19 protein-coding genes and 1 pseudogene are annotated in these 26,188 nt (G+C 68.9%); 13 read left to right on the top strand and 7 right to left on the bottom strand.

Going from position 1 to position 26,188, the window contains the following annotated elements:
* The first annotated feature begins 294 nt into the window (after nt 1-294).
* The 3 genes and pseudogenes from BN159_RS12385 to BN159_RS47030 all read left to right on the top strand — a co-directional run.
* The gene (locus BN159_RS12385) at nt 295-2,559 is read left to right on the top strand and encodes a glycoside hydrolase family 97 catalytic domain-containing protein (RefSeq protein WP_015657319.1); all 2,265 of its coding nucleotides are present in this window, start codon (nt 295-297) and stop codon (nt 2,557-2,559) included.
* A gap of 494 nt (nt 2,560-3,053) precedes the next feature.
* Nucleotides 3,054-3,641, top strand: a complete 588-nt coding sequence (locus BN159_RS12380; protein WP_051113503.1) for a S1 family peptidase — start codon at nt 3,054-3,056, stop codon at nt 3,639-3,641.
* A 237-nt stretch (nt 3,642-3,878) separates the two neighbouring features.
* Nucleotides 3,879-4,034 (top strand): annotated as a pseudogene (locus BN159_RS47030) (sigma-70 family RNA polymerase sigma factor); the annotation flags it as partial.
* A gap of 180 nt (nt 4,035-4,214) precedes the next feature.
* Here BN159_RS47030 and BN159_RS12375 read toward each other — a convergent pair.
* The 6 genes from BN159_RS12375 to BN159_RS12350 all read right to left on the bottom strand — a co-directional run bounded on the left by BN159_RS12375 (nt 4,215) and on the right by BN159_RS12350 (nt 11,534).
* The gene (locus BN159_RS12375; RefSeq protein ID WP_015657317.1) at nt 4,215-5,219 is read right to left on the bottom strand and encodes a sugar phosphate isomerase/epimerase family protein; all 1,005 of its coding nucleotides are present in this window, start codon (nt 5,217-5,219) and stop codon (nt 4,215-4,217) included.
* Between the two features lie 11 nt (nt 5,220-5,230).
* Nucleotides 5,231-6,418 carry a Gfo/Idh/MocA family protein gene (locus tag BN159_RS12370; protein WP_015657316.1) on the bottom strand — a complete coding sequence of 396 codons (1,188 nt, stop codon included), beginning with the start codon at nt 6,416-6,418 and terminating at the stop codon, nt 5,231-5,233.
* A gap of 89 nt (nt 6,419-6,507) precedes the next feature.
* Nucleotides 6,508-7,554: a substrate-binding domain-containing protein gene (locus BN159_RS12365; protein ID WP_015657315.1), complete on the bottom strand. Its 1,047-nt coding sequence runs from the start codon at nt 7,552-7,554 to the stop codon at nt 6,508-6,510.
* Between the two features lie 24 nt (nt 7,555-7,578).
* Nucleotides 7,579-8,589 carry an ABC transporter permease gene (locus tag BN159_RS12360; protein ID WP_015657314.1) on the bottom strand — a complete coding sequence of 337 codons (1,011 nt, stop codon included), beginning with the start codon at nt 8,587-8,589 and terminating at the stop codon, nt 7,579-7,581.
* Nucleotides 8,586-10,145 (bottom strand): sugar ABC transporter ATP-binding protein, encoded by a 1,560-nt coding sequence (locus BN159_RS12355; protein WP_015657313.1) that lies wholly within the window; start codon nt 10,143-10,145, stop codon nt 8,586-8,588. The genes BN159_RS12360 and BN159_RS12355 overlap by 4 nt, the downstream gene beginning before the upstream one ends.
* A 213-nt stretch (nt 10,146-10,358) precedes the next feature.
* Nucleotides 10,359-11,534: an ROK family transcriptional regulator gene (locus BN159_RS12350; protein ID WP_041819152.1), complete on the bottom strand. Its 1,176-nt coding sequence runs from the start codon at nt 11,532-11,534 to the stop codon at nt 10,359-10,361.
* A 448-nt stretch (nt 11,535-11,982) separates the two neighbouring features.
* Here BN159_RS12350 and BN159_RS12345 point away from each other — a divergent pair, with 448 nt between their 5' ends.
* The 9 genes from BN159_RS12345 (at nt 11,983) to BN159_RS12305 (ending at nt 23,748) form a co-directional block, all read left to right on the top strand.
* Nucleotides 11,983-13,116, top strand: coding sequence for an inositol-3-phosphate synthase (locus BN159_RS12345; RefSeq protein ID WP_015657311.1), 1,134 nt, complete (start codon nt 11,983-11,985; stop codon nt 13,114-13,116).
* A complete protein-coding gene (locus BN159_RS12340; protein WP_015657310.1) occupies nt 13,113-14,003 on the top strand; it encodes an SCO3242 family prenyltransferase in 891 nt (296 codons plus the stop codon). The genes BN159_RS12345 and BN159_RS12340 overlap by 4 nt, the downstream gene beginning before the upstream one ends.
* Nucleotides 14,000-14,860 carry a sugar phosphate isomerase/epimerase family protein gene (locus BN159_RS12335; RefSeq protein WP_015657309.1) on the top strand — a complete coding sequence of 287 codons (861 nt, stop codon included), beginning with the start codon at nt 14,000-14,002 and terminating at the stop codon, nt 14,858-14,860. The genes BN159_RS12340 and BN159_RS12335 overlap by 4 nt, the downstream gene beginning before the upstream one ends.
* A complete protein-coding gene (locus BN159_RS12330) occupies nt 14,857-15,471 on the top strand; it encodes an EboA domain-containing protein (RefSeq protein ID WP_015657308.1) in 615 nt (204 codons plus the stop codon). Before BN159_RS12335 ends, BN159_RS12330 begins: the two co-directional genes overlap by 4 nt.
* On the top strand, nt 15,471-16,319 hold the full coding sequence (locus tag BN159_RS12325; protein ID WP_015657307.1) for a TatD family hydrolase: 849 nt from the start codon (nt 15,471-15,473) through the stop codon (nt 16,317-16,319). Before BN159_RS12330 ends, BN159_RS12325 begins: the two co-directional genes overlap by 1 nt.
* 4 nt (nt 16,320-16,323) lie before the next feature.
* Nucleotides 16,324-17,493, top strand: a complete 1,170-nt coding sequence (gene eboE, locus BN159_RS12320) for a metabolite traffic protein EboE (protein WP_015657306.1) — start codon at nt 16,324-16,326, stop codon at nt 17,491-17,493.
* Complete coding sequence (locus tag BN159_RS12315; protein WP_015657305.1) at nt 17,490-18,869, top strand: nucleotide pyrophosphatase/phosphodiesterase family protein; 1,380 nt, start codon at nt 17,490-17,492, stop codon at nt 18,867-18,869. The genes eboE and BN159_RS12315 overlap by 4 nt, the downstream gene beginning before the upstream one ends.
* A gap of 410 nt (nt 18,870-19,279) precedes the next feature.
* Nucleotides 19,280-22,018 carry a PQQ-dependent sugar dehydrogenase gene (locus tag BN159_RS12310; protein WP_015657304.1) on the top strand — a complete coding sequence of 913 codons (2,739 nt, stop codon included), beginning with the start codon at nt 19,280-19,282 and terminating at the stop codon, nt 22,016-22,018.
* A complete protein-coding gene (locus tag BN159_RS12305; protein ID WP_041819148.1) occupies nt 22,015-23,748 on the top strand; it encodes a ThuA domain-containing protein in 1,734 nt (577 codons plus the stop codon). The genes BN159_RS12310 and BN159_RS12305 overlap by 4 nt, the downstream gene beginning before the upstream one ends.
* Before the next feature lie 74 nt (nt 23,749-23,822).
* On the opposite strand, the gene BN159_RS12300 is transcribed toward BN159_RS12305, so the two are convergent.
* Nucleotides 23,823-24,992, bottom strand: a complete 1,170-nt coding sequence (locus tag BN159_RS12300; RefSeq protein ID WP_015657302.1) for an ROK family protein — start codon at nt 24,990-24,992, stop codon at nt 23,823-23,825.
* A gap of 104 nt (nt 24,993-25,096) precedes the next feature.
* Between BN159_RS12300 and BN159_RS12295 the strand changes: the two genes are divergently transcribed.
* Nucleotides 25,097-26,188: a Gfo/Idh/MocA family protein gene (locus tag BN159_RS12295; protein ID WP_078598785.1), complete on the top strand. Its 1,092-nt coding sequence runs from the start codon at nt 25,097-25,099 to the stop codon at nt 26,186-26,188.

The following is a 26,188-nucleotide window of genomic DNA, read 5'->3' as shown; positions in this document are numbered from 1 at the left end:
GCACCACTCCGAAGTGCCGCCCGCATCGGCGTCCAGGGTCGCTCACCTGCGTCGTCGGTGGCCGCCGATCGGTGCTGCTCGGAGGATCTCGTCCGCAGCAGTCAGCGCCCAGCAGGCCGCGGAGAAGCCCAGACCGCTGCCGACCCGGCCTTCGTTCAAGTTCCCCTGGCCAGGGGTGCATAAGAGCTGGGCGAGCCTGCCACGTGGGTGGCGACCTTGACTTCGACGCCCAGAGCAACCCGTACCTGCCGACCGGCGACAGCGGCTCATGTCAACCTAGAGATCGGGGACCTCATGAAGAACATGCCACGGTCCGGCCTGAGAGCCGCGGCCACCACTCTGGCCCTCGTCACCGTCTCGGGTGCGGTCGCCACGGCACCCACGGCCGCGGCGCAACCAGGTAGTTGGACTTCCGTTCAGCCCGGTGTCCCCTCGTCCGGCTGCGAGGGCGTACGCGCCACGGTGGCCCTGGACGGGAACGGCGCCCCCACGCTCGGAGCCACGTGGAACTGCCGGCAGGTCCTGATACCCGCCCCGATCGGCCTGGTGACGAAAGAGGCCGATTACACCACCGGCCTGGACTTCATCAGCCGCAGTGACACGTCCGCGTCGTACACCTACGAGACCACGGTCGGCAAGTCCCGCGTCCGGAAGCGGCTCGCGACCGAGACGAGGTTGGTGTTCGGCAAGGCAGCCGCCCGGATCACGGTGCATGTGCGCACCTCGCCGGACGGGGTGGCGCTGCGCTACGAGCTGCCGTCGGGTGCGACGGTAGAGCGGGAGGCGACGGCCTTTGAGCTCCCGGGGGACGCCCAGTTGTCCCGTGCGCCCTTCCAAACCTTCCATGAGGGCACTCACGCGACATCAGCGGTTTCCGACGCACCCTCCGGCGAGTACGAGATGAACCTGTTCGCCCAGGAGACCAACGGCGCTCGCGTGCTGCTCGCCGAATCCGGTGTGGACGGTGGCTACTCGGGCGGCCGGTTCAGTCACGCCAAGGGCACCGGCCGGTTCAGCGTGCAACTGGCCGACCCACAGGTCGTGCGGTCCGGCGCGTTCACCACGCCCTGGCGCACAGCCGCCATCGGCAGCTCTTCGACGGTCGTGGAGTCGACACTGGCCGATGACGTGGCGCCGGAGTCGAAGATCACGGATACCTCGTGGATCAAGCCCGGCGTCGCCGCGTGGGCATGGCTGGACGGCGGTGGGCCCACCCAGAGGGATCTGCCCAAGCTCAAGAAGTGGGTTGACTACGCCTCGTCGCAGGGCTGGCCGTACCTCATGGTCGACGACGGATGGAAGGGCGTGGACTGGATACCGGAGCTGGTGGCCTATGCGCGCGAGCGAGGTGTTCGCATCATGCTCTGGTATCACTGGAGCGATCTGGAGACCGATGCCGAACGTGAGGCCGAGTTCAACAAGATCGCGGGATGGGGTGTGGCGGGCGTCAAGATGGACTTCATGGATTCGGAGTCCCGGTCCCGCCACCAGTGGTACGACGACGCTCTTGCCGACGCCGCCAGGCACAAGCTGGTGGTCGATCTGCACGGTTCCCGTCTGCCGGTGGGCGTACACCGCACCTGGCCGCACGTGCTGACCTCCGAAGCGGTGCGAGGCGAGGAGTACAGCGCAGACCGCACCATCGAGCACATCGCGGCGCTCCCGTTCACTCGTGGCCCGCTCGGACCGGTCGACTACTCGCCGATGAGCTTCCAGCAGTCCAACCCGAACAGCGACGGAGCGGAACTCGCCCTCGGCGTGCTGCTCGAGAGCGGCCTTATCCTGCCGGGCGGCCGGATCTCCGATTACCAGGCCCGCCCCGAAGCACAGCGATGGCTGCGTACCTTGCCGACCGTCTGGGACGAGACGAAGTACGTCTCCGGCGATCCGCGTACCGGTGCAGTCATCGCCCGTCGCAACGGACATCGGTGGTTCGTCGGGGCGTTCAACCGCGGAAACGCGCGCACCATTTCCTACCCGACAACGTTCCTCGGCACCGGAAACTGGCACGCCGAGATCACCACCGACGGTCCCGACGGACTGGTCCGCACAAGCAAGGTCATCAAGGCGGGGGACACGCTGGAGGTTACGGCCGTCGCGAACGGGGGCCACGCCGTGAAACTCGCCAAGGCCGCATCCGTGCCGACCGGACAGCGCAAGGTGTCGGTCGCCGGTACCAGCCACGTGCTGGATGTGAGCGGTGCCAGTACCGCGGACAATGCAGCCATCATCCGCTGGCCCAGCCACGACGGCCAGAATCAGCGCTTCGAGTTCAAGCCGATCAGCGGCGGTTACCTACGGATCGTCAACCCGCAGAGCGGGAAGGACGTTGTCGTGAAGGACGCCTCCCGTGAGGCCGGAGGGAAGGCGATCCAGTACCGGTATGAGACAGGAGCCGACACCAACGACGAGTGGCTGGCGGAGGACGCCGGTGCGGGCCGTATCCGTCTCGTCAATCGGCACAGCGGCTTGTACCTGACGGCGGGCAGGGCGCAAGGCGACCAGTTCGAACAGCGGCCGTTCGACGGTGGTGCCCACCAGGAGTTCACGGTCGACTGACCCCGCCTCAGCCACTGCGACTGGGCCGGGCATTCCTCCATTGCCGGTCACCGCCCCGAGCGTGTGGGCGGGTGGTACTGATTTGACGGTGGCGTGCTGACTACGTGGTAGTGCTCGAGCAACCGGCTGTGCCGCAAGGTGGATCCCCCCGGGTCGCAGCTCGAAGCTGACCGGCTCGAATTCTCCCGGGCGGCACAGTCCTTCGGCCCTGAGGATGGGCGTGTTCCAGGCGACGGCAGACGTGCGGACGATATCGAACAGGCCGATTGGCACGGCGAGTTCGCTCTGATGTAACGGATTGGTAACACGGCAGGAATTATGCGGCCGACCCCGGTCGTCCTAAGCGCGAGGGAACAGGCGCGCCAGATCGACTGGTGCCAGTGCGGTTTCCGGTGGCGCCGCAGGGGTTCGCCCTCCGAACGATCTGTCATGTCCGGGACAATGCGCTGAGAGGAAGAGCAATGAGAGCAAAGCGAGTTGGCGGAATCCTGTCCGTGACGACCCTCGGGTTCATCGCGGCCGGAATGGTCGTCGCCCCGCAAGCCAGCGGGATCGTCGACGGCAGGGAGGCCGATTCGACCCCTGGGGCCGTACGCGTGGCCTTCGGCTGCTCAGGTTCCGTGATCAGCCCGACCTGGGTGCTGACCGCGAAGCACTGCGTCGACGAAGGAATGACATACGCCGAGGTGGCGGTCGGGAACGTCAACACCGATCACGCCGAAGTCGTCAAGAGCATGAGCATCCACCTCAATGACAGGGCAGATCTCGCCCTGCTGGAGCTGGAGCGCCCGGTGAACGTCACCTTTGCCCAGCTCGGCGACAAGGTCAATGTCGGCGACACGGAACAGGTCTTCGGCTGGGGCTACGGCAACAAGCTGAAGGTGGCCGACATGCGAGTCGTGACGGTGGATCACGGGATCGCGGCCGAGTACATCAACGGCAGGACCGAGGGCGGCGACTCCGGCGGCCCTGTCTTCGTCGACGGCAAGCAGGTCGGTGTGCACTACGCCCGAGGGCACTACTCGTACCACGTGAATCTCCAAGTGCACCGGCAGTGGATCAAGGAGATCTCCGGGGTGTGACCGGCCATGAAGGGCGCCTCGGTGAGACCGATGGGCGCCGTGCCTTTCAACGTCGCCGAGGTGTCCCTTCTGTCCATGCACAGGTCTAGATCAGCGCTCCGATCAGGCAGAATGCGCTGCGAGAAGTCTGTACCTCTTGCGGATTCAGGAGTTTGGAGGCGTCGTGCATTTCGGCACGACCTCCTCGATGGACGGGATCGTGCCGCAGCCCGTCACGGTTCAGAAGGACGCCGCGGTGGCGTACCGGAGGCGGCCGAGGTGAGCGTCTGCCCCATCGGAACCGTCCACTCCCGCGTGGCCCGGGCCCGCGCGACCCTCGTCGAATTGCCGGCGGATGCCGCGGAGAAACGGCAGACCGTCAGCACGGGCAGGGTGGGTGGCGGTGCTTGGTGACGGTCGGGGAGGAAGCGACCGTCGAGGGGGGCGTGCACCGCCACCCGCTGAGCTCGTGCTGACGCGGATGTTGGGATCGCTCGGGTACCGCTGCATTCAGCCGGCGTCTTCAATGAGTCAGGAGCGTGAGTCGGCCCCACGCTCCCGCTGCTTTGCCAACGCTTTGCCCTTCGGGGTCTGTCAGGGAGCTGCTCCGAACGCCGCGTCGAAGGAGGCCGACGGCGGGCTGAAGTCGTACGCCTTGAGGTGAGCCAGTGCCTCCGGGGCGCCCTGGAGGCGGTCCATGCCGGCGTCTTCCCACTCGACGGAGATGGGGCCCTCGAACCGGATGAAGCGGAGCATGCGGAAGATGTCCTCCCAGCGGACGTCTCCGCGGCCCACCGACACAAAGTCCCAGCCGCGGCGCGGGTCGCCCCAGGGAAGGTGGGAGCCGAGGCGGCCGTTGCGCCCGTCGAGGCGCTTGCGGGCGTCCTTGCAGTCGACGTGGTAGATGCGGTCCCGAAAGTCGTACAGGAAGCCCGCCGGGTCGATGTCCTGCCAGACGAAGTGGGAGGGGTCGAAGTTGAGGCCGAAGCTGGGCCGGTGGTCGACGGCCTGCAGGGCCCTTTCGGTGGTCCAGTAGTCGTAGGCGATCTCGCTGGGGTGGACCTCGTGGGCGAAGCGGACGCCTTCTGCGTCGAAGACGTCGAGGATGGGGTTCCAGCGGTCGGCGAAGTCCTGGTAGCCGCGCTCGATCGTGACATCGGTCGCGGGCGGGAACATGGCGACCAGGTGCCAGATGGCGGAGCCGGTGAAGCCGACCACCGTCTCGACACCGAAAGCGGCCGCCGCGCGTGCCGTGTCCTTCATCCGGTCGGCGGCTCGCTGCCGTACGCCCTCGGCGTCTCCGTCGCCCCACACCTCGGGTGGGAGGATGGCCTCGTGACGCTCGTCGATGATGGCGTCGCAAACGGCTTGGCCGACCAGGTGATTGGAGACCGCCCAGCACTTCAGGCCATACTTCTCCAGGAGTTGGCGACGGGAATCCAGATAGGACGGGTCGGTCAGCGCCTGGTCCACCTGGAAGTGGTCGCCCCAGCAGGCGAGTTCCAGGCCGTCGAATCCGGCATCGGTGGCGATCTTGCAGACCTCCTCCAGGGGAAGGTCCGCCCACTGGCCGGTGAAGAGCGTGAAGCGGTGGGTCATGACGCACGTCCTTATTCGTGGTCGGTGGTGAAGACGGGGGTGTACGTGCTGTCCTTGGACGCGCTCTCCTCGACAGCGGCGAGCACGCGCTGCACCTGGAGACCATCGGCGAAGGACGGGGAGGGCTGGGTTCCGTCGGCGATGGCGTGCACGAGGTCACGGGCCTGGTGGACGAACGTGTGCTCATAGCCGAGACCATGACCGGGAGGCCACCAGCCGGCGAGATAGGGGTGCTCGGGCTCGGTGACCAGGATGCGGCGGAAGCCGGCCTCGGGGGCGGGGGCGGAGCCGTCGAAGAAGTGCAGTTCGTTGAGGCGCTCCAGGTCGAAGGCCAACGAGCCGCGCTCGCCGTTGACTTCGAACCGCAGCGCGTTCTTGCGGCCGTGGGCGAAGCGGCTGGCCTCGAACGAGGCGAGTGCGCCGGACGGGAAACGGCCGGTGAACAGGGCGGCGTCGTCAACGGTGACCTGGCCCCGGTCACCTCCGAGGCCTGGTGTGAGGGGGCGCTCGGGGACGAACGTCTCGGTCTGCCCGGTAACCCCGATCACTTGCTCGCCGGTCAGGAACTGGGCGAGGTCGACGATGTGCGATCCCAGATCTCCGAGCGCGCCGGAGCCGGCCGTCTCCCTCCGCAGTCGCCACGTGAGCGGGAAGTCGGGGTCGACGAGCCAGTCCTGGAGATAGGTCAGGCGGATGTGCCGGAGTGTGCCGAGCCGGCCCGCTCCGATGAGGGCCTGCGCCAGTGAAATGGCGGGCGTGCGGCGATAGTTGAAGCCGACCATCGCGATGCGGCCCGGGTTCCGCGCAGCTGCGGCGACCATGGCCTCGGCCTCCGCGACCGTGTTGGCCAGAGGCTTCTCGCACAGCACGTGTTTGCCGGCGTCGAGGGCAGCGACGGCGATCTCGGCGTGGCTGTCGCCGGGGGTGCAGATGTCGACGAGGTGGATGTCGTCGCGTGCGATCAACTCCCGCCAGTCGGTCTCGGCGGACGCCCAGCCCAGCCGATCCGCGGCCGCCCGCGCCGCCTGTTCGTTCCGGCCGCACACTGCGGTGAGTTGCGGCTCGAGCGGCAGGTCGAAGGCGCGGCCCGCCGTGCGCCAGCCCTGGGAGTGGACGGCCCCCATGAAGGCGTAGCCGACCATGCCGATGCCGAGGACCGGCTTACGGGTTGCGGCGGATTGCGTGTTCGGGGATGTCATGTGCGCGAGTTCTCCTGACGCGGCCGGGGCGGCGCGGTGTGGCGCGCCGCCCCGGGCCTCGGCGACGGTGGGGGAATCCCCGGAGCGGTCTACTTGAATCCGGTCGCCATGTACTGGTCGACGTTGGCCTTGTCGACGACGGCCGAGTACAGGGTGATGGACGAGGGGATCTCGAATTCCGCCATGCCACCCAGGCCCTTGCTCTGGCCCAGCGCGCGCGCCAGGTCGATGGCGGAGGCGGCCATGGTCGGCGGGTACAGGACCGTCGCCTTGAGCACTCCGCTGTCCTGCTTGATGGCCTGGAAGGCGGAGAGGGCCCCCGCGCCGCCGACCATGAAGAACTCGTCCCGCCCGGCCTGCTCGATCGCGCGCAGGGCGCCGACGCCCTGGTCGTCGTCGTGGTTCCACAGCGCGTCGAACTGCTTGTTGGCCTGGAGCAGTGACGCCATCTTCGACTGGCCGGACTCGACGGTGAACTCGGCGGCCTGGCGGGCGACCTTCTTGATGTTGGGGTAGTTCTTCAGGGCGTCGTCGAAGCCCTGGGTGCGCTGCTGGGTCAACTCCAGCGTGTCCATTCCCGCAAGTTCGACGACCTTGGCGTTCTGCTTGTCCTTGAGCTGTTCGCCGATGTAGTGCCCGGCGTTCAGGCCCATGCCGTAGTTGTCGCCGCCGATCCAGCAGCGGTATGCCTGCGGGGAGTTGAAGACGCGGTCGAGGTTGATGACCGGGATGCCGGCCCGCATCGCCTTCAGGCCGACCTGGGTGAGCGCCTTGCCGTCGGCGGGCAGGATCACCAGGACGTCGACCTTCTTGTTGATCAGCGTCTCGATCTGGCCGATCTGGGCGGCGGTGTCGTTGGAGCCCTCGGTGATCTCCAGCGAGACGTCCTTGTACTTCTTGGCGCGATCACGGGCGTTGACGTTGATGGCGTTGAGCCAGCCGTGGTCGGCCTGGGGTCCGGCGAAGCCGATGGTGACGTGCTTACCGGGCTTGTCGTCGGCGACGGGGGCCTGTTCGGCCGAGCCGTCGTCGGAGCCGGAGTCGTTGGAGGTGCAGGCGGTGAGCAGCGCGCCGGCCGACACGGCGGCGGTGCCGAAGAGCAGCCTTCTGCGGATGGGGTCGACTTGCTGAGCCATGTTCGTGTCTCCTTGGCTGGCGCTTTACTCGTGGGCGGTGCGGCGTTGGATGAGAACGGCGGCGACGATGATCGCGCCCTTGGCGATCTGCTGGGTCGCGGTCTCGAGGTTGTTGAGCGCGAAGATGTTGGTGATGGTGGTGAAGATCAGGACGCCGAGGACGGAGCCGGTGATGGTGCCGCGGCCGCCGCTGAGCAATGTGCCGCCGATGATGGCTGCGGCAATGGCGTCGAGTTCGTAGAGGTTGCCGTTGGTGTTCTGGCCGGAGCCGGACAGGATGATGAGCATGAAGGCGGCGATGCCGCAGCACAGTCCGGACAGCAGGTAGAGGTAGAGGCGCTGGCGCCGGACGTCGATGCCGGCGAGCCGGGCCGCTTCCGCGTTGCCGCCGATGGCGACGGTGCGTCGTCCGAACGTCGTGCGGTTGAGCAGGAGCCAGCCGATGACGACGACGACCACGAAAACGATCACGAGCGGTGGCACCCCGAGGACGTAGGCGTCCTTCACGCCCAGATCGAGGATCTCGGGAATCGTGACGACCTGGGTACTGCCGTCGGTGATCTGGAGGGCGAGGCCACGGGCCGAGGCGAGCATGGCGAGGGTGGCGATGAACGGGACCATTCGGCCGTACGCGATGAGCACACCGTTGACCAGGCCACACCCCACACCCACGAGGACCGCGGTGAACAGGACTCCGGTGAATCCGAATTCCTGGGTGGCGACCGTGGTCGCCCACACCGAGGCCAGCGCCACGATCGCGCCGACAGACAGGTCGATACCCCCGCTGATGATCACCAGGGTCATGCCGACGGTGACGACACCGATCACCGACGCCTGGGTGAGCACGAGTTGAAGGTTGCTCACGGCCAGGAACTCGTCCGGCTTGGTGACGCCGCCGACGAGCACGAGGATCGCCAGCACGCCCAGTAGCGACAGAGTGCGGACATCGAGCCGGAGGCCGAGAGCGGGCTTGCGCGGCGGTGGCGCGGCGGGAGCGGGCTTCTCGGCCGCGGGTGCGGCCGCGGACTGCGTCATGATGCGGTGTTCCCTTCGAGTACGAGATCGAGTACGCGGTGTTCGTCCAGTTGGTCGGCGGGCGCGCGGTGGACGACGTGGCCCTCACGGAGCACGAGGACGCGGTCGGCGAGGCCGAGAACCTCGGGGATCTCGCTGGAGACCACGACGACGGCCATCCCTTCGTCCGCCAGCCGCCGGATCACCGCGTACAGCTCGACGCGGGCCCCGATGTCCACACCACGGGTGGGCTCGTCCAGGAGCAGCACCCGGCACCCCCGCAGTAGCCAGCGCGCCAGGACGGCCTTCTGCTGATTGCCGCCGGAGAAGTTCTTGACCTGGGCATCCGGGTTGTCGGGATGGAGCACCAGGTCCCGGGTGACCTGCTGAGCCGCGGCACGCTCCGCGGCCCGGTCGATCCAGCCGAGGCGGGCGAACCGGCCAAGGGTGGAGATGGAGACGTTGCGGGTGACCGACTCAAGCATCAGCAGGGCCTGGGCCTTGCGCTCCTCGGGAGCGAGCCCGATGCCGGCGCGCACCGCGGCACGGACGTGGCCGGGCCGCACCTCCTCGCCGTCCACGAACACCCGGCCTGTCGTGGGCTGACGGGCACCGAAGATGGTCTCCAGGATCTCGGACCGCCCGGACCCCACCAGACCGGCCAAGCCGACGATCTCCCCGGGGCGGACTTCGAGGTTGAGCGGCTCGAACTCCCCCTGACGGCTGAGCCCTTCCACCTTCAGAACGGGCGGCACGGCGGAGGTGACCGGACCGGCCGCACGCGGGGAGTAGGGGAAGACGTGTTCCACGGTGCGACCCGTCATGAGCGCGACGATGTCGGGTGTGGGTGTGGACCGGGCCGGCAGATCGTTGGCGACGGACCGGCCCTCTTTGAGGACGGTCACGCGGTCGCCGATCGTGCGGATCTCCTCCAACCGGTGGGAGATGTAGATGATGGCGACGCCCTCGCTCGTCAGGGTGTCCACGGTGCGGAAGAGATTGCGCACCTCGTCCGGGTCCAGGGCGGCCGACGGCTCGTCCATGACGATCAGACGTGCGTCGTGGGACAAGGCGCGGGCCATCGACACGATCTGCTGCTGCGCGGCGGAGAGTTCGGCGACGAGGGTGGCGGGGTCGATCTCCGTGTGGCCGAGCCGGTTCAGAAGGGCGGCGGCGCGCTGGCGGGCGACCCGGGTGCGTACGACGAATCCGGCGTGGGTCGGTTCATGGCCGAGGCTGATGTTCTCAGCCACGGAGAGATGCTCGACGAGGTCGAGTTCCTGGTAGATGGTCGCGATGCCGAGCCGCATGGCGCCGATGGGGGACTTCAGCCGCGTGGGCTGCCCCTGCCAGACGATCTCGCCGCCGTCGGGCTGATGGGCGCCGGCCAGGACCTTGATGAGGGTGGACTTTCCCGCACCGTTCTGGCCAAGGAGACAGTGCACCTCGCCCTCGACGACCGTCAGGTCGACGCCGGCCAGAGCGCGGACGCCGGGGAAGGACTTGGTGATCCCGGTCATCCTGAGCAGCGGCGCAGGGGAGTCGGCTGTTCGAGTGTCAGGGGGTGATGGCGGCATGGGACGGTTCCTCGGTTCCGTGGTGGTTCAAGGGCATGGCGCGGTGGGATGCGGATGCTGATCGATGAGCGGTGCGGAGACCGCTCGGGTGGGGCGGGGCCGTAACCGCCGCCCTCGGCGTGGGCTCTTGGCGAGCGCTTTCGACGCCGGGGCGTGCGGGTTCAGGCGCCCCACCGTCGGCGGGGACTGGGACGGTGGGGCGGGTCTTGGGGGTCAGGCCGGGGAGAAGACGCGTTCGGTGATGAGCCGGGCGGCGCCGATGACGCCGGCCTGGGGGCCGAGCTCGCTGAGGACGATGGGGAGGCTGCCGGTGGCCAACGGCAGGGACCTGCGGTAGACCTGGGTGCGTATGGCGGCCAGCAGGGAGTGGCCGAGCCCGGTCACCCCGCCGCCGATGACCACCAGGCCCGGGTTGAAGAACGACACGAGCCCGGCGATGACTTGTCCGACGTGGCCGCCGCCCTGCCGGATGAGATCACCGGCCGCGGGGTCACCGGCCGCGGCTGCCGCGGCGACGTCGGCCCCGGTGAGCGTGCCCGAGGAGGCCAGCCGTTCGGCCAGTTCACCTGGGTGCCCCGACTCCATGAGCGCGTCGCGGGCGAGCGCCGCACCGCTGAAGTGGGCTTCCAGGCAGCCGGTGTTGCCGCAGGCGCAGGGATGGCCGTCGGGATCGACCTGGATGTGGCCGATGTCGCCGGCGCTCCCGGTCACCCCGCGGTAGACCTCGCCGCAGACCACGATGCCGCAGCCGATGCCGGTGCCGATCTTCACGCAGAGGAAGTCCTTGACGTTCTTGGCGACTCCTGTGTGCTGTTCCCCGAGGGCCATCAGGTTCGCATCGTTGTCGACCATGACCGGGCAGCCGAGGTCCTGGCTGAGGGCCTCGCGGACGGGGAAGTTGTCCCAGCCCGGCATGAGCGGTGGCGCGACCGGGATGCCCTCGGGGAACCGCACCGGCCCGGGGATGCCGACCCCGGCACCGTCGAAGCGGTCGGCGATGCCGGCAGCCGTCAACTTGCCGGCCATGTCGAGGACGTGCTCGAAGACCGCGACGGGGCCGTCCCGCACGTCGACCGGCTTGCTCAGATGGCCGAGAACCTCCAACTCCCCGTTGGTGACGGCGACATCCGCCGAGGTGGCGCCGATGTCGACGCCCAGGAAGCGGAGTTCGGGCGAGAGCCGGATGTTGTGCGACCGGCGTCCGCCCCTGGAGGCGGCGAGGCCGTTGTTCGCTACGAGCCCGATCTCCATGAGCCGGTCCACCTCGACGGCGAGCTTCGAGCGGGACAGGTCCACGAACTCGCCCAGCTGTGCACGCGAGTTGGGGCCTTCGTCGCGCAGCAGCCTGAGTATGTGCGCCTGATGTGCGTTAGCGGGCCGTGCCGTCATGCGTCTCACGTCGCCCTCCCTCCGCATGTTTTCGGCCTTCGGTGTCTTCAGCGGTGGAACTTAGCAGTGCCTTGACGGTTCTGGAAGGACTTAGGCCAAGATCTTCGACAACTTCTGATTCTTAGAAGACAAAGCCTGCGCTGTGGCGAGGGTTGCGGGCAACGAACAGGTAACAGGGCGGGATGGATAGAGGGTGTTGCGGTCACCCCAGGCGGGGAGGGGGAACTTTTGTTCTCTGGCGGTAAAAGTTCAGGATTCTTCTGCATAAGCTCTTTCAGAACACGCGAAAGAGGGCTAGGTTTCCGACGAACTTGCACGAAAGGCCTTCGTGGCGGGACACGGGCCCCAAAAGACGGGCCCGTGCCGGGGTGGCGACTCCCGCCCCCGGCACGGGCCGTCCACCCCTCACACGCATGACGCGACGAGAGACAACGGCAGGGAGGCGGTCGTGGCGACATCATCGACATCCGCACTGGCAGCGCCACGTACGGGAATCTGGCTGATAGGAGCCCGCGGCTCGGTCGCCACCACAGTGGTCGCCGGGTGGGCGGCCGTCGCGGCGGGGCTCCAACCGGCCGTAGGCATGGTCACCCACACTCCACCCTTCGCCGACTGCGGCCTGCCGGATCTGCCGTCCTTGGTCTTCGGCGGCCACGACGTCGCGGCCTGCCCCCTGCCGAAGCGCGCCGAGCAGCTCGCCGCCCAGGGAGTCCTGCCGCACGATCTGCCACACGCGGTGCGCGCCGAACTCGCCGCGGCTGACGCGGAGATACGGACCGGCGGCCCGCTCGTCGACGACCTGCGCGACGACCATGAACTGATCAGCGCCTTCGCCGAGGACATCGCGTCGTTCCGCATGCGCAACAACCACGCCCGATGCGTCGTGGTCAACGTCGCATCCACCGAACCGGCGCCCCGCGCGGGAGACGACAGGCTGCCCGCCAGCTCGCTGTACGCCGCCGCCGCGCTGCGCGCCCAGGCCGCGTACGTGAACTTCACCCCGTCAACCGGACTGCACCATCCGGCGCTGCACGGTCCGTACGAGGTGCCGGTCGCCGGGCGGGACGGCAAGACCGGGCAGACCCTGCTGCGGTCCGTGCTCGGCCCGATGTTCGCCCAGCGCGCGCTCACCGTACGGTCGTGGTCCGGCGCCAACCTGCTCGGCGGGGGAGACGGCGCGGCGCTCGCCGACCCGGACGCGGCCGCCGCGAAGAACGCCGGCAAGGAACGGGTCCTCGCCGACACCCTCGGTACCGTCCCCGAGGGAGTGGTGCACATCGACGACGTACCGTCGATGGGGGACTGGAAGACGGCCTGGGACCACATCGCCTTCGAGGGATTCCTCGGCACGCGGATGGTCCTGCAGACCATCTGGCAGGGATGCGACTCCGCCCTCGCGGCACCGCTGATCCTCGACCTCGCCCGGATTGTCACCCGGGCGCATGAAGCGGGGCTCACCGGGCCGCTCCCCGAGCTGGGCTTCTACTTCAAGGACCCCGATCCTGGGGCGCCGTCCTCGCTGTCCGAGCAGTACACCGCGCTGCTCGGCCTCGCCGACAGGCTGCGGGTGGCGCACACGTGAACGCGGCACGCGACTGGGCCCAACTCCTCCGCGTCTCGGCACTGTTCACCGTCCCCGGCGACGCACTCGCCGGGGCGGCGGCCGCGGGCGTGCGCGCCGACCGGCGCACGGCGCTCGCCATCGGCTGCTCCCTGTGCCTCTACGAGGCGGGTATGGTCCTGAACGACTGGGCGGACCAGGACGAGGACGCGCGCGAACGCCCCGACCGGCCGCTGCCGTCGGGTCGTATCCACCCGGCCGCCGCCTTGGGTGCGGCGGCTGGGCTGACCACAGTCGGCCTGGCCTTCGCGGCCCGGGCGGGGCGCCCCGCGGCGGCGGTCGCGGGCGTCCTGGCCGCAACCGTCTGGGCGTACGACCTGAAGCTCAAGCACACTTCCGCGGGCGCGGTGGCCATGGGCGCCGCCCGCGGCTTGGACCTGCTGCTCGGCGCGGTGGCGACCGGGGGGAGGCCTCTCCGCCCCGCCGTGACCCTGTCCTCGGCGGCACTGGCCGCCCACACGTATGCGGTGACTCGTGTCGCCCGCAACGAGACCACCGGGGGTGCCGGCCTGGCGTCCCTGGCCGCACTGGCAACAAGTGCCGTCATCGGTACGGCACTTGCATGGAGAAGCGTGGACTTGGCCCCATCCGGCACGCGACCGGTCCGCGACCTCGCCGCCCCGACCTTCGCAGCCCTGTATGGCGCTACTGCCGCCCGCCCCTACCTCCACGCCGCCCTCAACCCCTCCCCGGACCTCACACAACGCGCCGTGGGCGGCGGTATCAGGTCACTCATCCCCCTCCAGGCCGCCCTCGCGGCCCACGCCGGGGCCCCCGCATGTGGCGCGGCACTGATGGCACTGGCGCCACTGGCACGCCGTATCTCCCGGAAGGTGAGCCCCACATGACCCTGCGCCTGGCCTACGGCACCAACGGCCTCACCGATCTGCGCCTGGACGACGCCCTGTTCCTCCTCGCCGATCTCGGCTACGACGGCGTCGCCCTCACGCTCGACCACATGCACCTCGACCCCATGGCGCCGGACCTCTCCGACCGGGTCGGCCGACTGGCCCGCACTCTGCGCACCCTCGAGCTGTCGGTGACGATCGAGACCGGCGCCCGCTACATCCTCGACGCGCGCCGCAAGCACGGCCCCTCGCTGCTCGACCCCGACCCGGAGGGACGCGCTGCCCGGGTCCGCATGCTCATGCATGCCGTCCAGATCGCCGCCGACCTCGGAGCGCACGCGGTGCACTGCTTCAGCGGCGTCCTCCCTGACGGCGTCGATCCGGACAGCGCGTGGAAGTGGCTCACCGACGAGCTGTCGCTTGTCCTCTACACCGCCACCGGCCTGGGCATGCCGCTCGCCGTGGAACCCGAGCCCGGCCATCTCCTCGCCACCCTCGCCGACTTCCACCACGTGCGCCACCTGCTCGGCAGCCCCGACGCGCTCGGCCTGACCCTCGACATCGGCCACTGCCAGTGCCTGGAACGCGCCTCGCCCGCCGACTGCGTCCGCAGCGCGGCGCCCTGGGTGCGCCATGTGCAGATCGAGGACATGCGGCGGGGCATCCACGAGCATCTCCCCTTCGGGGCAGGCGAGATCGACTTCCCGCCCGTCCTCGACGCCCTCGCCGATCTCACCCACGACGGCTACCCGGGCCTGATCAGCGTGGAGCTGCCCCGCCACTCGCACGCAGGGCCGAGCCTCGCCAAGAGCTCCCTCCACTACCTGCGTGGCCTGGAGAAAGGAGCACACGCATGACCACTCCGGAGGCCAACGGCCTCACAGAGCTGTGGGAGAGCCTCGACTCCCCGGTCCGCGCCTGGCTGGCCCAGGCCGTGCTCGACGCGGCCGTGGATCAGGACGGTTCCCGGCACTCGCTGCCGATCTGGGAGGCGCGGTTCGCGGAGGCGGGCCGGCATTGTCGGGGTGCCGAGGACGACGCCCGCGTCCTCCTCCTGCACGCGGTCCAGCCGGACCCCTCCGCCCTCGCCCGACTGTACGCGCGCGGCACGGCCGCCGAACGCCGCGCCATCCTCCGCGTCCTGCCCCATCTCCCGCACCTGACCCCCGCCGACGCGCTCCCGCTCGTCGAGGACGCGCTGCGCACCAACGACACCCGGCTCGTCGCCACCGCCGTAGGCCCGTACGCCGGCGAGCACCTGGGCGCCCACGCCTGGCGCCACGCCGTACTGAAATGCCTGTTCACCGGCGTGCCCTTGGACGAAGTGACCGGCCTCGAACGCCGGGCGGCCGGGGACGCAGAACTGGCACGGATGCTCACCGACTACGCCGCCGAACGCACCGCGGCGGGCCGTCCCGTGCCGACCGATCTCCAGCGCGCCCTGCGCCTCGCCACCCAGGAGTCTTGATGCGCATCTTCGACCCCCACATCCATATGACGTCCAGGACCACCGACGACTACGAGGCCATGCATGCCGCCGGCGTCCGCGCCGTCGTCGAGCCCTCCTTCTGGCTGGGCCAGCCCCGCACCTCGCCGGCCTCCTTCTTCGACTACTTCGACTCCCTCCTGGGCTGGGAGCCCTTCCGGGCCGCCCAGTACGGCATCGCCCACCACTGCACGCTCGCCCTCAACCCCAAGGAGGCGAACGACCCGCGCTGCCTGCCCGTTCTCGACGAACTGCCCCGCTATCTCGTCAAGGACCAGGTCGTGGCCGTCGGCGAGATCGGCTACGACTCGATGACCCCGGCCGAGGACACCGCGCTCGCCGCCCAGCTCCAGCTCGCCGCCGAGTACGGCCTGCCCGCGCTCGTGCACACCCCCCACCGCGACAAACTCGTCGGCCTGCGCCGCACCCTCGACGTGGTCCGCGAGTCCGCACTCGACCCGGAGTGTGTGCTGGTCGATCACCTCAACGAGACGACGGTCAAGGAGGCCAAGGACAGCGGCTGCTGGCTGGGCTTCTCCGTCTATCCCGACACCAAGATGGACGAGGAGCGGATGGTCGCCATCCTCCGCGCCTACGGCCCCGAGCAGGTGCTGGTGAACTCCGCCGCCGACTGGGGCCGCAGCGACCCGCTCAAGACCCGCAAGGTCGGCGAGCTGATGCTGGCCGAGGGGTTCACCGAGGATGAGGTCGACCGGGTGCTGTGGCGCAACCCCGTCGCCTTCTATGGGCAAAGCGGTCGCCTCGCCCTCGACGTCCAGGCAACCGACGCCACGCACGAGGGCAACTCCGTACTCAGAGGCGGGGAGTGACCGCATGCGCTTCCTGCACCCGGACGGCTCCACCGTCCATCTCGCGTACTGCACCAACGTCCACCCGGCCGAGACTCTGGCGGGTGTCCTGGCCCAACTCCGCGACTACTGCGAGCCGGTCCGCCGCCGCCTCGGCCTGGAGCGCCTCGGCATTGGCCTGTGGCTTGCCGAGGACGCCGCGTTCACGCTCATCAGTGATCCCGACGCCCTGCGACTCCTGCGCGCCGAGCTGGCAATGCGGCGCCTCGAGGTCGTCACCCTCAACGGCTTTCCCTACGAGGGGTTCGGCGCCCAGGAGGTCAAGTACCGCGTGTACAGGCCGGATTGGGCCGAACCCGAACGCCTCCGCTACACCGCCAACCTGGCTCGCCTGCTCACCGCGCTTCTGCCGGATGACGTCAGGGAAGGCAGCATCTCCACTCTGCCCCTCGCCTGGCGGACGTCGTACGACCGCAGGTCGGCTCACACAGCGCACAACGCACTCCTCTCCCTGGCCGAATACCTTGATGCCATGGAGCGATCGACCGGACGGTCGATCAGCATTGGCCTGGAACCGGAGCCCGGCTGTGTCGTGGAGACGACGGCCGACGCCATCGGGCCACTGTTCGACATAGGCCACGACCGGATCGGTGTCTGCGTCGACACCTGTCATCTCGCCACGTCCTTCCAGGACCCGGCGACCGCGCTAGGCAACCTCTGGTCCGCCGACATCCCCGTCGTCAAGGCTCAGCTCTCCGCCGCCCTGCACGCGCAGGACCCGCACCTGCCCGAGGTTCGCGAGGCGCTGCGGGCCTTCGACGAACCCCGTTTCCTGCACCAGACGCGGGTGAGGACGACGGAGGGGCTGATCGGCACCGACGACCTCGGTGAGGCCCTCGGGCTCGGCGGCCTCCCGGTCACCGGACCCTGGCGTGCGCATTTCCACGTGCCCCTGCACGCGGTCCCCGCGAGGCCGCTGACCTCCACGCTGCCCGTGCTGCGGGACTGCCTCACCCATCTCGTCGGCGGCTCCGCCGCCCGCACGCACCACCTGGAGGTGGAGACCTACACCTGGGAGGCGCTGCCGCCCTCCCTGCGGCCTGTCGACCGCGTCGGCCTGATCGAGGGCATCGCCGCCGAACTCGCCGTCGCCCGCGACCTGCTGACCCACCTCGGCCTCAAGGAGCTGCCATGACCGGGCCCACCCCCCTGCTCGTGCTCGACGTCGTCGGCCTCACCCCCCGTCTCCTCGACCATATGCCGAACCTGCGCAGGCTGGCTGAGACCGGCTCCCAGGCGCCCCTCGGCACGGTGTTGCCCGCGGTTACGTGTGCGGCGCAGTCGACGTTCCTGACCGGCACCCTGCCCGCCGAGCACGGCATCGTGGGCAACGGCTGGTACTTCCGCGACCTGGGCGAGGTGCTGCTGTGGCGGCAGCACAACGGCCTGGTCGAAGGAGACAAACTCTGGGACGCGGCCCGCCGTGCCCACCCCGGCTATACGGTCGCCAATATCTGCTGGTGGTACGCGATGGGCGCGGACACCGACATCACGGTCACCCCCCGTCCGATCTACTACGCCGACGGCCGCAAGGAACCCGACTGTTACACCCGCCCGGTCGCCCTGCACGACGAACTGACCGACAAATTCGGCACATTCCCGCTGTTCCGCTTCTGGGGGCCGGGTGCGGACCTGGTCTCCACTCAGTGGATCATCGACGCCACCCGTCACATCAACGCCACGCGGCGTCCTGACCTGACCCTGTGTTACCTGCCGCATCTGGACTACGACCTGCAGCGCTTCGGCCCCGACGACCCACGCTCCCTGAAAGCGGCCGCCGATCTGGACACCGCGCTGGCCCCGCTCCTGGACGACGCCCGCGCCGAGGGCCGTACCGTCGTCGCCCTGTCCGAGTACGGCATCACCCGCGTCACCCGCACCGTCGACATCAACCGGGCGCTGCGCCGCGCGGGCCTGCTGGAGGTGCACACGCAGGACGGCATGGAGTACCTGGACCCGATGGCGTCCCATGCCTTCGCGGTCGCCGACCACCAGATCGCCCATGTGTATGTGCGCCGCCCGGAGGACCTGGACGCGGCCCGTGCCGCGCTCGACGGACTGCCCGGCCTCGGGCAACTCCTCGACGACGAGGGCAAGAAGGCGCAGGGACTGAACCACCCGCGCTCCGGGGAACTGGTGGCGATCGCGGAGCCGGACGCCTGGTTCACGTACTACTACTGGCTCGACGACGACCGCGCACCAGACTTCGCGCGCCTGGTCGAGATCCACCGCAAACCCGGCTACGACCCGGTCGAACTCTTCATGGACCCGCTCGACCCCTACGTCAAGGTCAAGGCCGCCACCGCGCTGGCGCGCAAGAAGCTCGGCATGCGCTACCGCATGGCGGTGGTACCGCTCGATCCCTCGCCGGTACGCGGCAGTCACGGCCGGCTGCCCGAGGACCCGGAGGACGGCCCTCTCATCCTCTGCTCCGACCGGCATGCCGTCACTGGCCAGGTCCGGGCCACGGAGGTGAAGAACCTGCTGCTGGGTCTTGCGGGGGCGCCCTGATGGCGCCCTGGCGCCGCACCGGGCCCCAACCCGCAGGGTGGCAACCGTACGGACACCGGCTCGGCGTGCCAGAGGTGTCGGTACGGCGGGTTGGGGGTCCCGGGGCGGCTGTCCGGATGCGGCTACGCCGACTTCAACTTGGGCGTAAGTCGCCTTTGTTGGTCGATATCATGCGAGCGCTTATGACGGATGTCAAGCAAAAGAGCATGCAAGTAAGGCTTTAGTTAAGACACTTGACGCGCAAAAGGGGGCCTGTCACTGTGGCGGCGCGTCCCGGAACGCCGGCGGGTGGCACGCCGGCAGGGGCGGATGATCCAGCCTCTCGACGCGGTCGGCGAGCGTGTCGAATGTCGAAAGGCAACTTCGTGTCTCGAAGAACACGTCCCTGGCGTGCGGCAACGGTGTCGTTGATGCTGATGGCCGCGTCACTCTCAGCGGTTGCCGGGCTCTCCACCCCCGCTGCCGCGCATGACATCGTTCCCGAGGACTTCTCGGAGGTCACCCTCGCCAAGGGCGGCGGGGAGCTCGGTGAGCCCATCGCGATGGAGGTGCTGCCCGACCTCTCGGTCGTGCACACCGCGCGGGACGGAAAGCTGCGGCGTACCGACAAGAGCGGCAACACCAGCGTCATCGGCTCGCTTCCGGTCTACACGCATGACGAGGAAGGCCTCCAGGGCGTCGGCGTCGACCCCGGGTTCGCCTCGAACCGGCGGATCTACCTCTACTACGCGCCCGCCTCGGAGAACGTGAACCGCCTGTCCCGGTTCACGCTGAAGTCCGACTACACCCTCGACATGACGAGCGAGGTCAAGATCCTCGACGTCGCCTCGACCCGGGGCATCTGCTGCCACGTGGGCGGCGACATCGACTTCGACTCCGCGGGCAACCTGTATCTCTCGACCGGGGACGACACCAACCCGTTCGCCACCGGCTACGCGCCGCTGGACGAGCAGCCCGGCCGCGAGGCGTACGACGCCCAGCGCACCTCGGCCAACAGCAATGACCTGCGCGGCAAGATCCTCCGGATCAAGGTCGACGACAACGGCAGTTACTCGATCCCGCAGGGCAACCTCTTCGCGCCCGGCACGGCCAAGACCCGTCCCGAGATCTACGCGATGGGCCTGCGGAACCCGTACCGCATGAACATCGACAAGCAGACCGGCGCGATCTACGTGGGCGACTACGGCCCCGACGGCGGCCCCACCGACCCCAACCGCGGCCCGTCAGGCCAGGTCGAGTTCAACCGGATCACCAGCCCCGGCAACTACGGCTGGCCCTACTGCACCGGCACCAACACCACGGCCGAGACATACAACGACTGGAACTTCGCGACCAACACGACCGGACCGAAGTACGACTGCGCCGACGGCCCCACCAACAACTCCCCGAACAACACCGGCCTGGCGAAGCTCCCCCCGGCCAAGCCGTCCTGGATCCGCTACGGCGGCGACGCCGGCAGCCCGCCGGAGTTCGGCGGGGGCGGGGAAGCGCCGATGGCCGGCCCGGTCTACCGCTACGACGCGGGCAACCCTTCGACCACCAAGTTCCCGCAGTCGCTCAGCGAGCACTTCTTCGCCGGCGAGTTCGCGCGCGGCTGGATCAAGGCCGTCCATGTCACCTCCGGCGGCGGCGTCGGTGAGATCAGCACCTTCAAGGACAGCCCGTCGGACAACGTCAACCAGGTGATGGACGTCGAGTTCGGCCCGGACGGCGCCCTGTACGTCCTGGACTACGGCACCGGCGGGAACTTCGAGCCGAACGAGAACTCCCGGCTGCTGCGGTACGACTACGTCGGATCTGGCGGCAACCACGCCCCGGTGGCCGAAGCCGCCGCGAACCCCCAGTACGGGCACGCACCCCTCGCGGTGAACTTCTCCTCCGCCGGGTCGAAGGATCCGGACGGCGATGCGATCAGCTTCTCGTGGGCGTTCGGGGACGGACAGACCTCGACCGAGGCCAACCCGTCCCACACCTACACCGCCAACGGCACCTACAAGGCGACCCTGACTGTCCGCGATTCCAACGGCGCCACCGCGACGGCCGACGTGGTCATCGGGGTCGGGAACACTCCGCCGACGGTCACGGTCAGCCAGCCGCTGGACGGCCAGCTGGTCTCCTACGGCGACATCATCCCGTTCCAGTTCACCGCGACCGACGCCGAGGACGGCTCCTCACCCGACTGCAACCGGGCCTCGATGACCAACCTGGTCCGGCACGACACCCCTCCGACCACACACACGCACCAGCTGACCTCGGCGAAGGGCTGCTCGGGATGGATCGAGGCGCAGGACTCCAACGAGGGTGACGCCGCGCGGCTCTTCCCCGTCTTCGACGCCGCGTACACCGACAGCAAGGCCCTCCCGGGCGGCAAGCGCGTCACCACTCAGCTGCGCAAGCGGCAGGCCGAGCACTACGACAAGTCCTCGGGCGTCAGGCCGTACGACAAGACCGCCGCGGAAGGCGGGCAGACCGTCGGCGACATCGACAACGGTGACTGGATCTCCTTCGCGCCCTACCGTCTGGAGAAGGTGAAGTCGTTCACCGCCCGGGTCTCCTCCGGCGGTGTCGGCGGCACGCTGCAGATCCGGGCGGGCTCGCCCACCGGACCCGTACTGGGCTCGGCGGCGGTTGCGAACACCGGCAGCTGGGAGTCGTTCAAGACGGTCACCGGCACTGTCTCCGGCGCGGCCGCGGAGACGACCACGCTGTACCTGACCTTCTCCGGCGGCTCCGGCAAGCTCTTCGACGTCGACTCCTTCAGCTTCACCACCGCGGGCCCGGTCGTCGGCCTCGGCGGCAAGTGCCTGGACGTCGAGGGCGGCAAGTCCGAGGACGGCACCGAGGTGCAGATCTACGACTGCAACAACACCGGGGCGCAGACCTGGCAGCGCGAGGGCCAGACGCTGCGCGCGCTGGGCAAGTGCCTCGACGTGAGCGGGGCCTCGAAGGACAACGGGGCGAAGGTGCAGCTGTATCAATGCAACGACACCGTCGCGCAGAAGTGGGAGCAGCGGGCCGACGGTTCGCTGGTCAATCCCAACTCCGGCAAGTGCCTTGATGTGGAGGGCGTCAACTCCGCCAACGGCACGCGCACCCAGCTCTGGACCTGCGGGGGCGGAGCGAACCAGAAGTGGAAGGTCCTGACGTGAAATACCGAGCATTCCTGAGCGCATCGGCGGCGCTGCTCACCACGCTCGTCGGCGTCAGTGCCGCGCCGACCGCCGCCGCGGCGGACGACTTCGACGTCCTGGTCTTCTCCAAGACCGTTGGGTTCCGGCACGGTTCGGCCATCACCGCCGGCCTCCAGGCGATCAAGGACCTGGGTGCGGCGAACGGCTTCACCGTCACCGCCACCGAGGACGCGGGCGCCTTCACCTCGGGCAACCTGGCCCAATACGAGGCCGTCGTGTTCCTCAACACCACGACCGTCACCAACGATCCCGCGAGCCGGCTGTTCACCGACGCCCAGCGATCGGCCTTCGAGGCCTACATCGAGGCGGGCGGCGGCTATGTCGGGGTGCACGCAGCCGCCGACACCGAGTACGGCTGGCCGTTCTACGGCGGTCTCGTCGGCGCCTACTTCAAGAGCCATCCGCACCAGCAGACGGCAGCGGTCAAGGTGGAGGACCGTTCGCATTCCAGCACGGCGCACCTGCCGGGGACCTGGAGCAGGTTCGACGAGTGGTACAACTACAAGACCAACACCCGCTCCACCGCGCACGTGCTGGCCTCGCTGGACGAGTCCAGCTACAGCCCGGGGTCCGACGCGATGGGGGACCATCCGATCACCTGGTGCAAGCCCTACCAGGGCGGGCGCTCCTGGTACACCGGCATGGGCCACACCGAGCAGTCCTACGCCGACGCGGCCTTCCGCAAGCACCTGCTGGGCGGCATCCGGTACGCGGCGGGTGACACGAACGCCGACTGCCGCCCCGAAACCGGCTACACGGCCCTGTACAACGGCTCGACCACCGGGTGGTCGCAAGCCGGAGCCGGGAGCTTCAGCAACTCCGACGCCACCTTGAAGTCGCAAGGGGGCATGGGGCTGTTCTGGTACAGCGCCAAGCAGTACACCTCGTACTCGCTGAAGCTGGACTGGAAGACGGACGGCGACGACAACTCCGGCGTCTTCCTGGGCTTCCCGCCGTCCAACGACCCATGGTCGGCTGTGAACAACGGCTACGAGGTCCAGATCGATCCCACCGATTCCCCGGACCGGACCACCGGGGCCGTCTACTCCTTCAAGGGCCCGGATGTCGCCGCCCGCGACGCCGCGCTCAACCCGTCAGGTGAGTGGAACACCTTCGAGCTGCTCGTCGAGGGCGAGCGTCTCCAGGTGTTCCTCAACGGCACGAAGATCAACGACTACACGAACACCAACCCCGCCCGCTCCCTGGCCGGCCACATTGGCCTCCAGAACCACGGGACCGGTGACGACGTCTCGTTCCGCAACATCCGGATCAAGGACCTGACTACGGCGTCCCCGACCACGGTGCAGGCCGAGGCGTATTCGTCCGCGAGCGGAGTGTCGCCGTACACCAAGGCCGGGGCGAACGGCGGGCGGACTCTGGGCTACATCGATCCGGGGGACTGGGCGCGATACGACGGGGTCGCGGTGAACGGCGCGACGGGCTTCCGCGCCCGGGTCGTGTCCGGTGGCCCGGGCGGCACCCTCCAGGTGCGGACGGGTTCCCCGACCGGTCCGGTCCTGGGTTCGGTCGCCGTGCCGAACACCGGTGGCTGGTCAACGTTCCGGGAGGTGTCGACGACCCTGTCGAACGTCCCGGCAGGCACCTCGGACGTGTATCTGACCTTCGCGGGCAGCGGGTCCGGCCTGTTCGACGTGGACGATTTCACCTTCACCAAGGCCGCGTCCTGACCGCCGACCAGACGTAGGCCGCAGGTTCTGGCTCCGCCGCATGCCGGCGGGGCCAGACCTGTGTCGATCCAGGGCTATGCACCCGCGACCGAGCGGTCCACCGCGGTGGGGCTGAGGACGTGCTCCAGGACCATGACCGACGCCCCTATGACGCCGGCGCGGTCGCCGAGTTGGCGGACGCGGACCGTGAGGTGCTGGGTGGCCAAGGGCAGGGAGCGGCTGTAGATGAGTTCACGGACGCCGGCCAGCAGATGCTCGCCGGCGTCGGACAGGTCGCCGCCGATGACGATCGCGCCGGGGTTGAAGAAGTTCACCAGCGACGCCAGGACCTCACCGATGTCTCGTCCGGCCTGGCGGATCATCTGGATCGCCGCGGGGTTTCCGGACCGGACCAGGGCGACCGCGTCCCGGCTGTCAGCCGTGTCCTGCCCGGCGGCACGCAACTGCTCGGCGATCGCCGCGCCCCCTGCGACGGCTTCCAGGCAGCCAATGTTGCCGCACCGGCAGACCCGCTCGGGCGCGGTGGTGACCTGGACGTGCCCGATGTCGCCTGCGGCTCCCTGGGCGCCGCGGTGCAGGCGGTGCTCGGTGATGATGCCGCAGCCGATTCCAGTGCCGACCTTCACGAAGAGCATGTGCCCGATCTCGGGGCTGACCGCCCAATGCTCGCCGAGCGCCATGATGTTGACGTCATTGTCGACGAGGACGGGGGCGCCGAGGCGTGGTTCGAGCCAGCCCGGTACGTCGAAACCGTCCCAGCCGGGCATGATCGGCGGGTTGACGGGCTGGCCCGTCGAGTGCTCGACCGGTCCCGGCAGGCCGATGCCGACTCCGCAAATGTCGGACAGCGTGTGCCCGCTCTCCCTCAACAGGCTCTCGAACTCCTGGACAAGCCACTCCAGGACCCGCTCGGGGCCCTCGGTGATCGCCATGTCCTGGCTGCGCTCGGCCAGCACCTGGGTGGCCAGGTCGGTCACGGCGAGCCGCGCGTGCGTGGCGCCGAGATCGGCGGCGAGCACGACTCTTGCCCCGGCGTTGAACGTGAACGCGACGGCGGGCCTTCCTCCGGAGGAGATCGCGTCACCCGCCGGCATGATCCATCGATGGTCGAGCAGGGCGTCGAGCCGCTGGGACACCGTGGACCTGGCGAGACCGGTGAGCTGCATCAATTCAGTACGGGTCAGGGCTTCGCCATGCCGCAGGATCGCCAGAAGTGCGCCCGCACCTGCCGCTTCGATGGTCAACTCCGTATCCCCTCGTCGTCGTGACGCTCACCGATGGACAAAAGCATACCGAGCACGAAGCTTTTGCTTGACTGGCAGCATAAGTCGTCCATAGCATCCACACCATGCTGGATATACGACGAGAATCATCGGAAGTTCGAGTTGGAATCATCGGAACTGGCTTTATCGCCCAGATCCACGCACGGGCCGCTCGGCAGGCCGGAGCGCGGCTCGCGGCTGTTGCGGATGTGGACGAGGAGAGAGCGCTCCAGGCGGGACGACTCTTCGGAGCCGAGCGAGCGTTCGGGTCGGCCGAGAACCTCATCGAGTCCGAGCTCGTCGATGTGGTGCATGTCTGCACCCCCAACCACCTGCACGCTCCTCTGGCGCTCAAGGCGCTGGACGCGGGGCTGGCCGTGATCTGCGAGAAGCCACTGGCGACCGACGCGCCGACGGCCGCCTTGATGGCCGAGCGTGCCCGTGACGCCGGGCTGGTTGCAGCCGTGCCGTTCGTGTACCGCTTCCATGCGATGGTCCGTGAGGCCAGGGCCCGGCTGGCCGACCTGGGCCGGATCAGCCTGATCCAGGGCAGCTACCTGCAGGACTGGCTGCTCAAGTCGACCGACGACAACTGGCGCGTGGACCCCGCCAAGGGCGGCCCCGGCCGGACCATCGGTGACATCGGATCCCACTGGTTCGACCTGGTCGAGTTCGTCACGGGGGAGCGGATCACCAAGCTCTGCGCCCAGACCTCCGTGGTGGTCGCCGACCGGGTGACCAGCGGCCCCGTCCTCACCGAGGACCTCGCCACCATCCACTTCGCCACCGCCTCCGGCGCCCTCGGCTCGGTCGCCGTCAGCCAGGTAGCCCCCGGCCGCAAGAACCGGCTCTTCCTCGAGATCTCCGCCACCACGGGCAGTCTCGCCTTCGACCAGGAGAGCCCGGAACGCCTCTGGCTCGGAGGTCGCGAGGGTTCCCAGGCCCTGGTCCGTGACCCCATGACCCTGACCGAGGCAGCCAAGCCGTACTCGCCGCTACCAGCCGGACACCCGCAGGGTTTCCAGGACTGCTTCAACTCCTTCATCGCCGACACGTACGCCACGGTGAAGGGCGAGCACCGAGAGGGCCTGCCCCTGTTCCAGGACGGAGCGCGCGCCGCCCATCTCACCGATGCGGCCCTCCAGTCGGCGAAGGAGGGAGCCTGGGTCGCGTGCTGA

Origin of the sequence: Streptomyces davaonensis JCM 4913 (genome assembly GCF_000349325.1) — a bacterium.
Classification (GTDB): Bacteria; Actinomycetota; Actinomycetes; order Streptomycetales; family Streptomycetaceae; genus Streptomyces; species Streptomyces davaonensis.
This window is presented reverse-complemented; position numbering and strand designations above follow the sequence as displayed.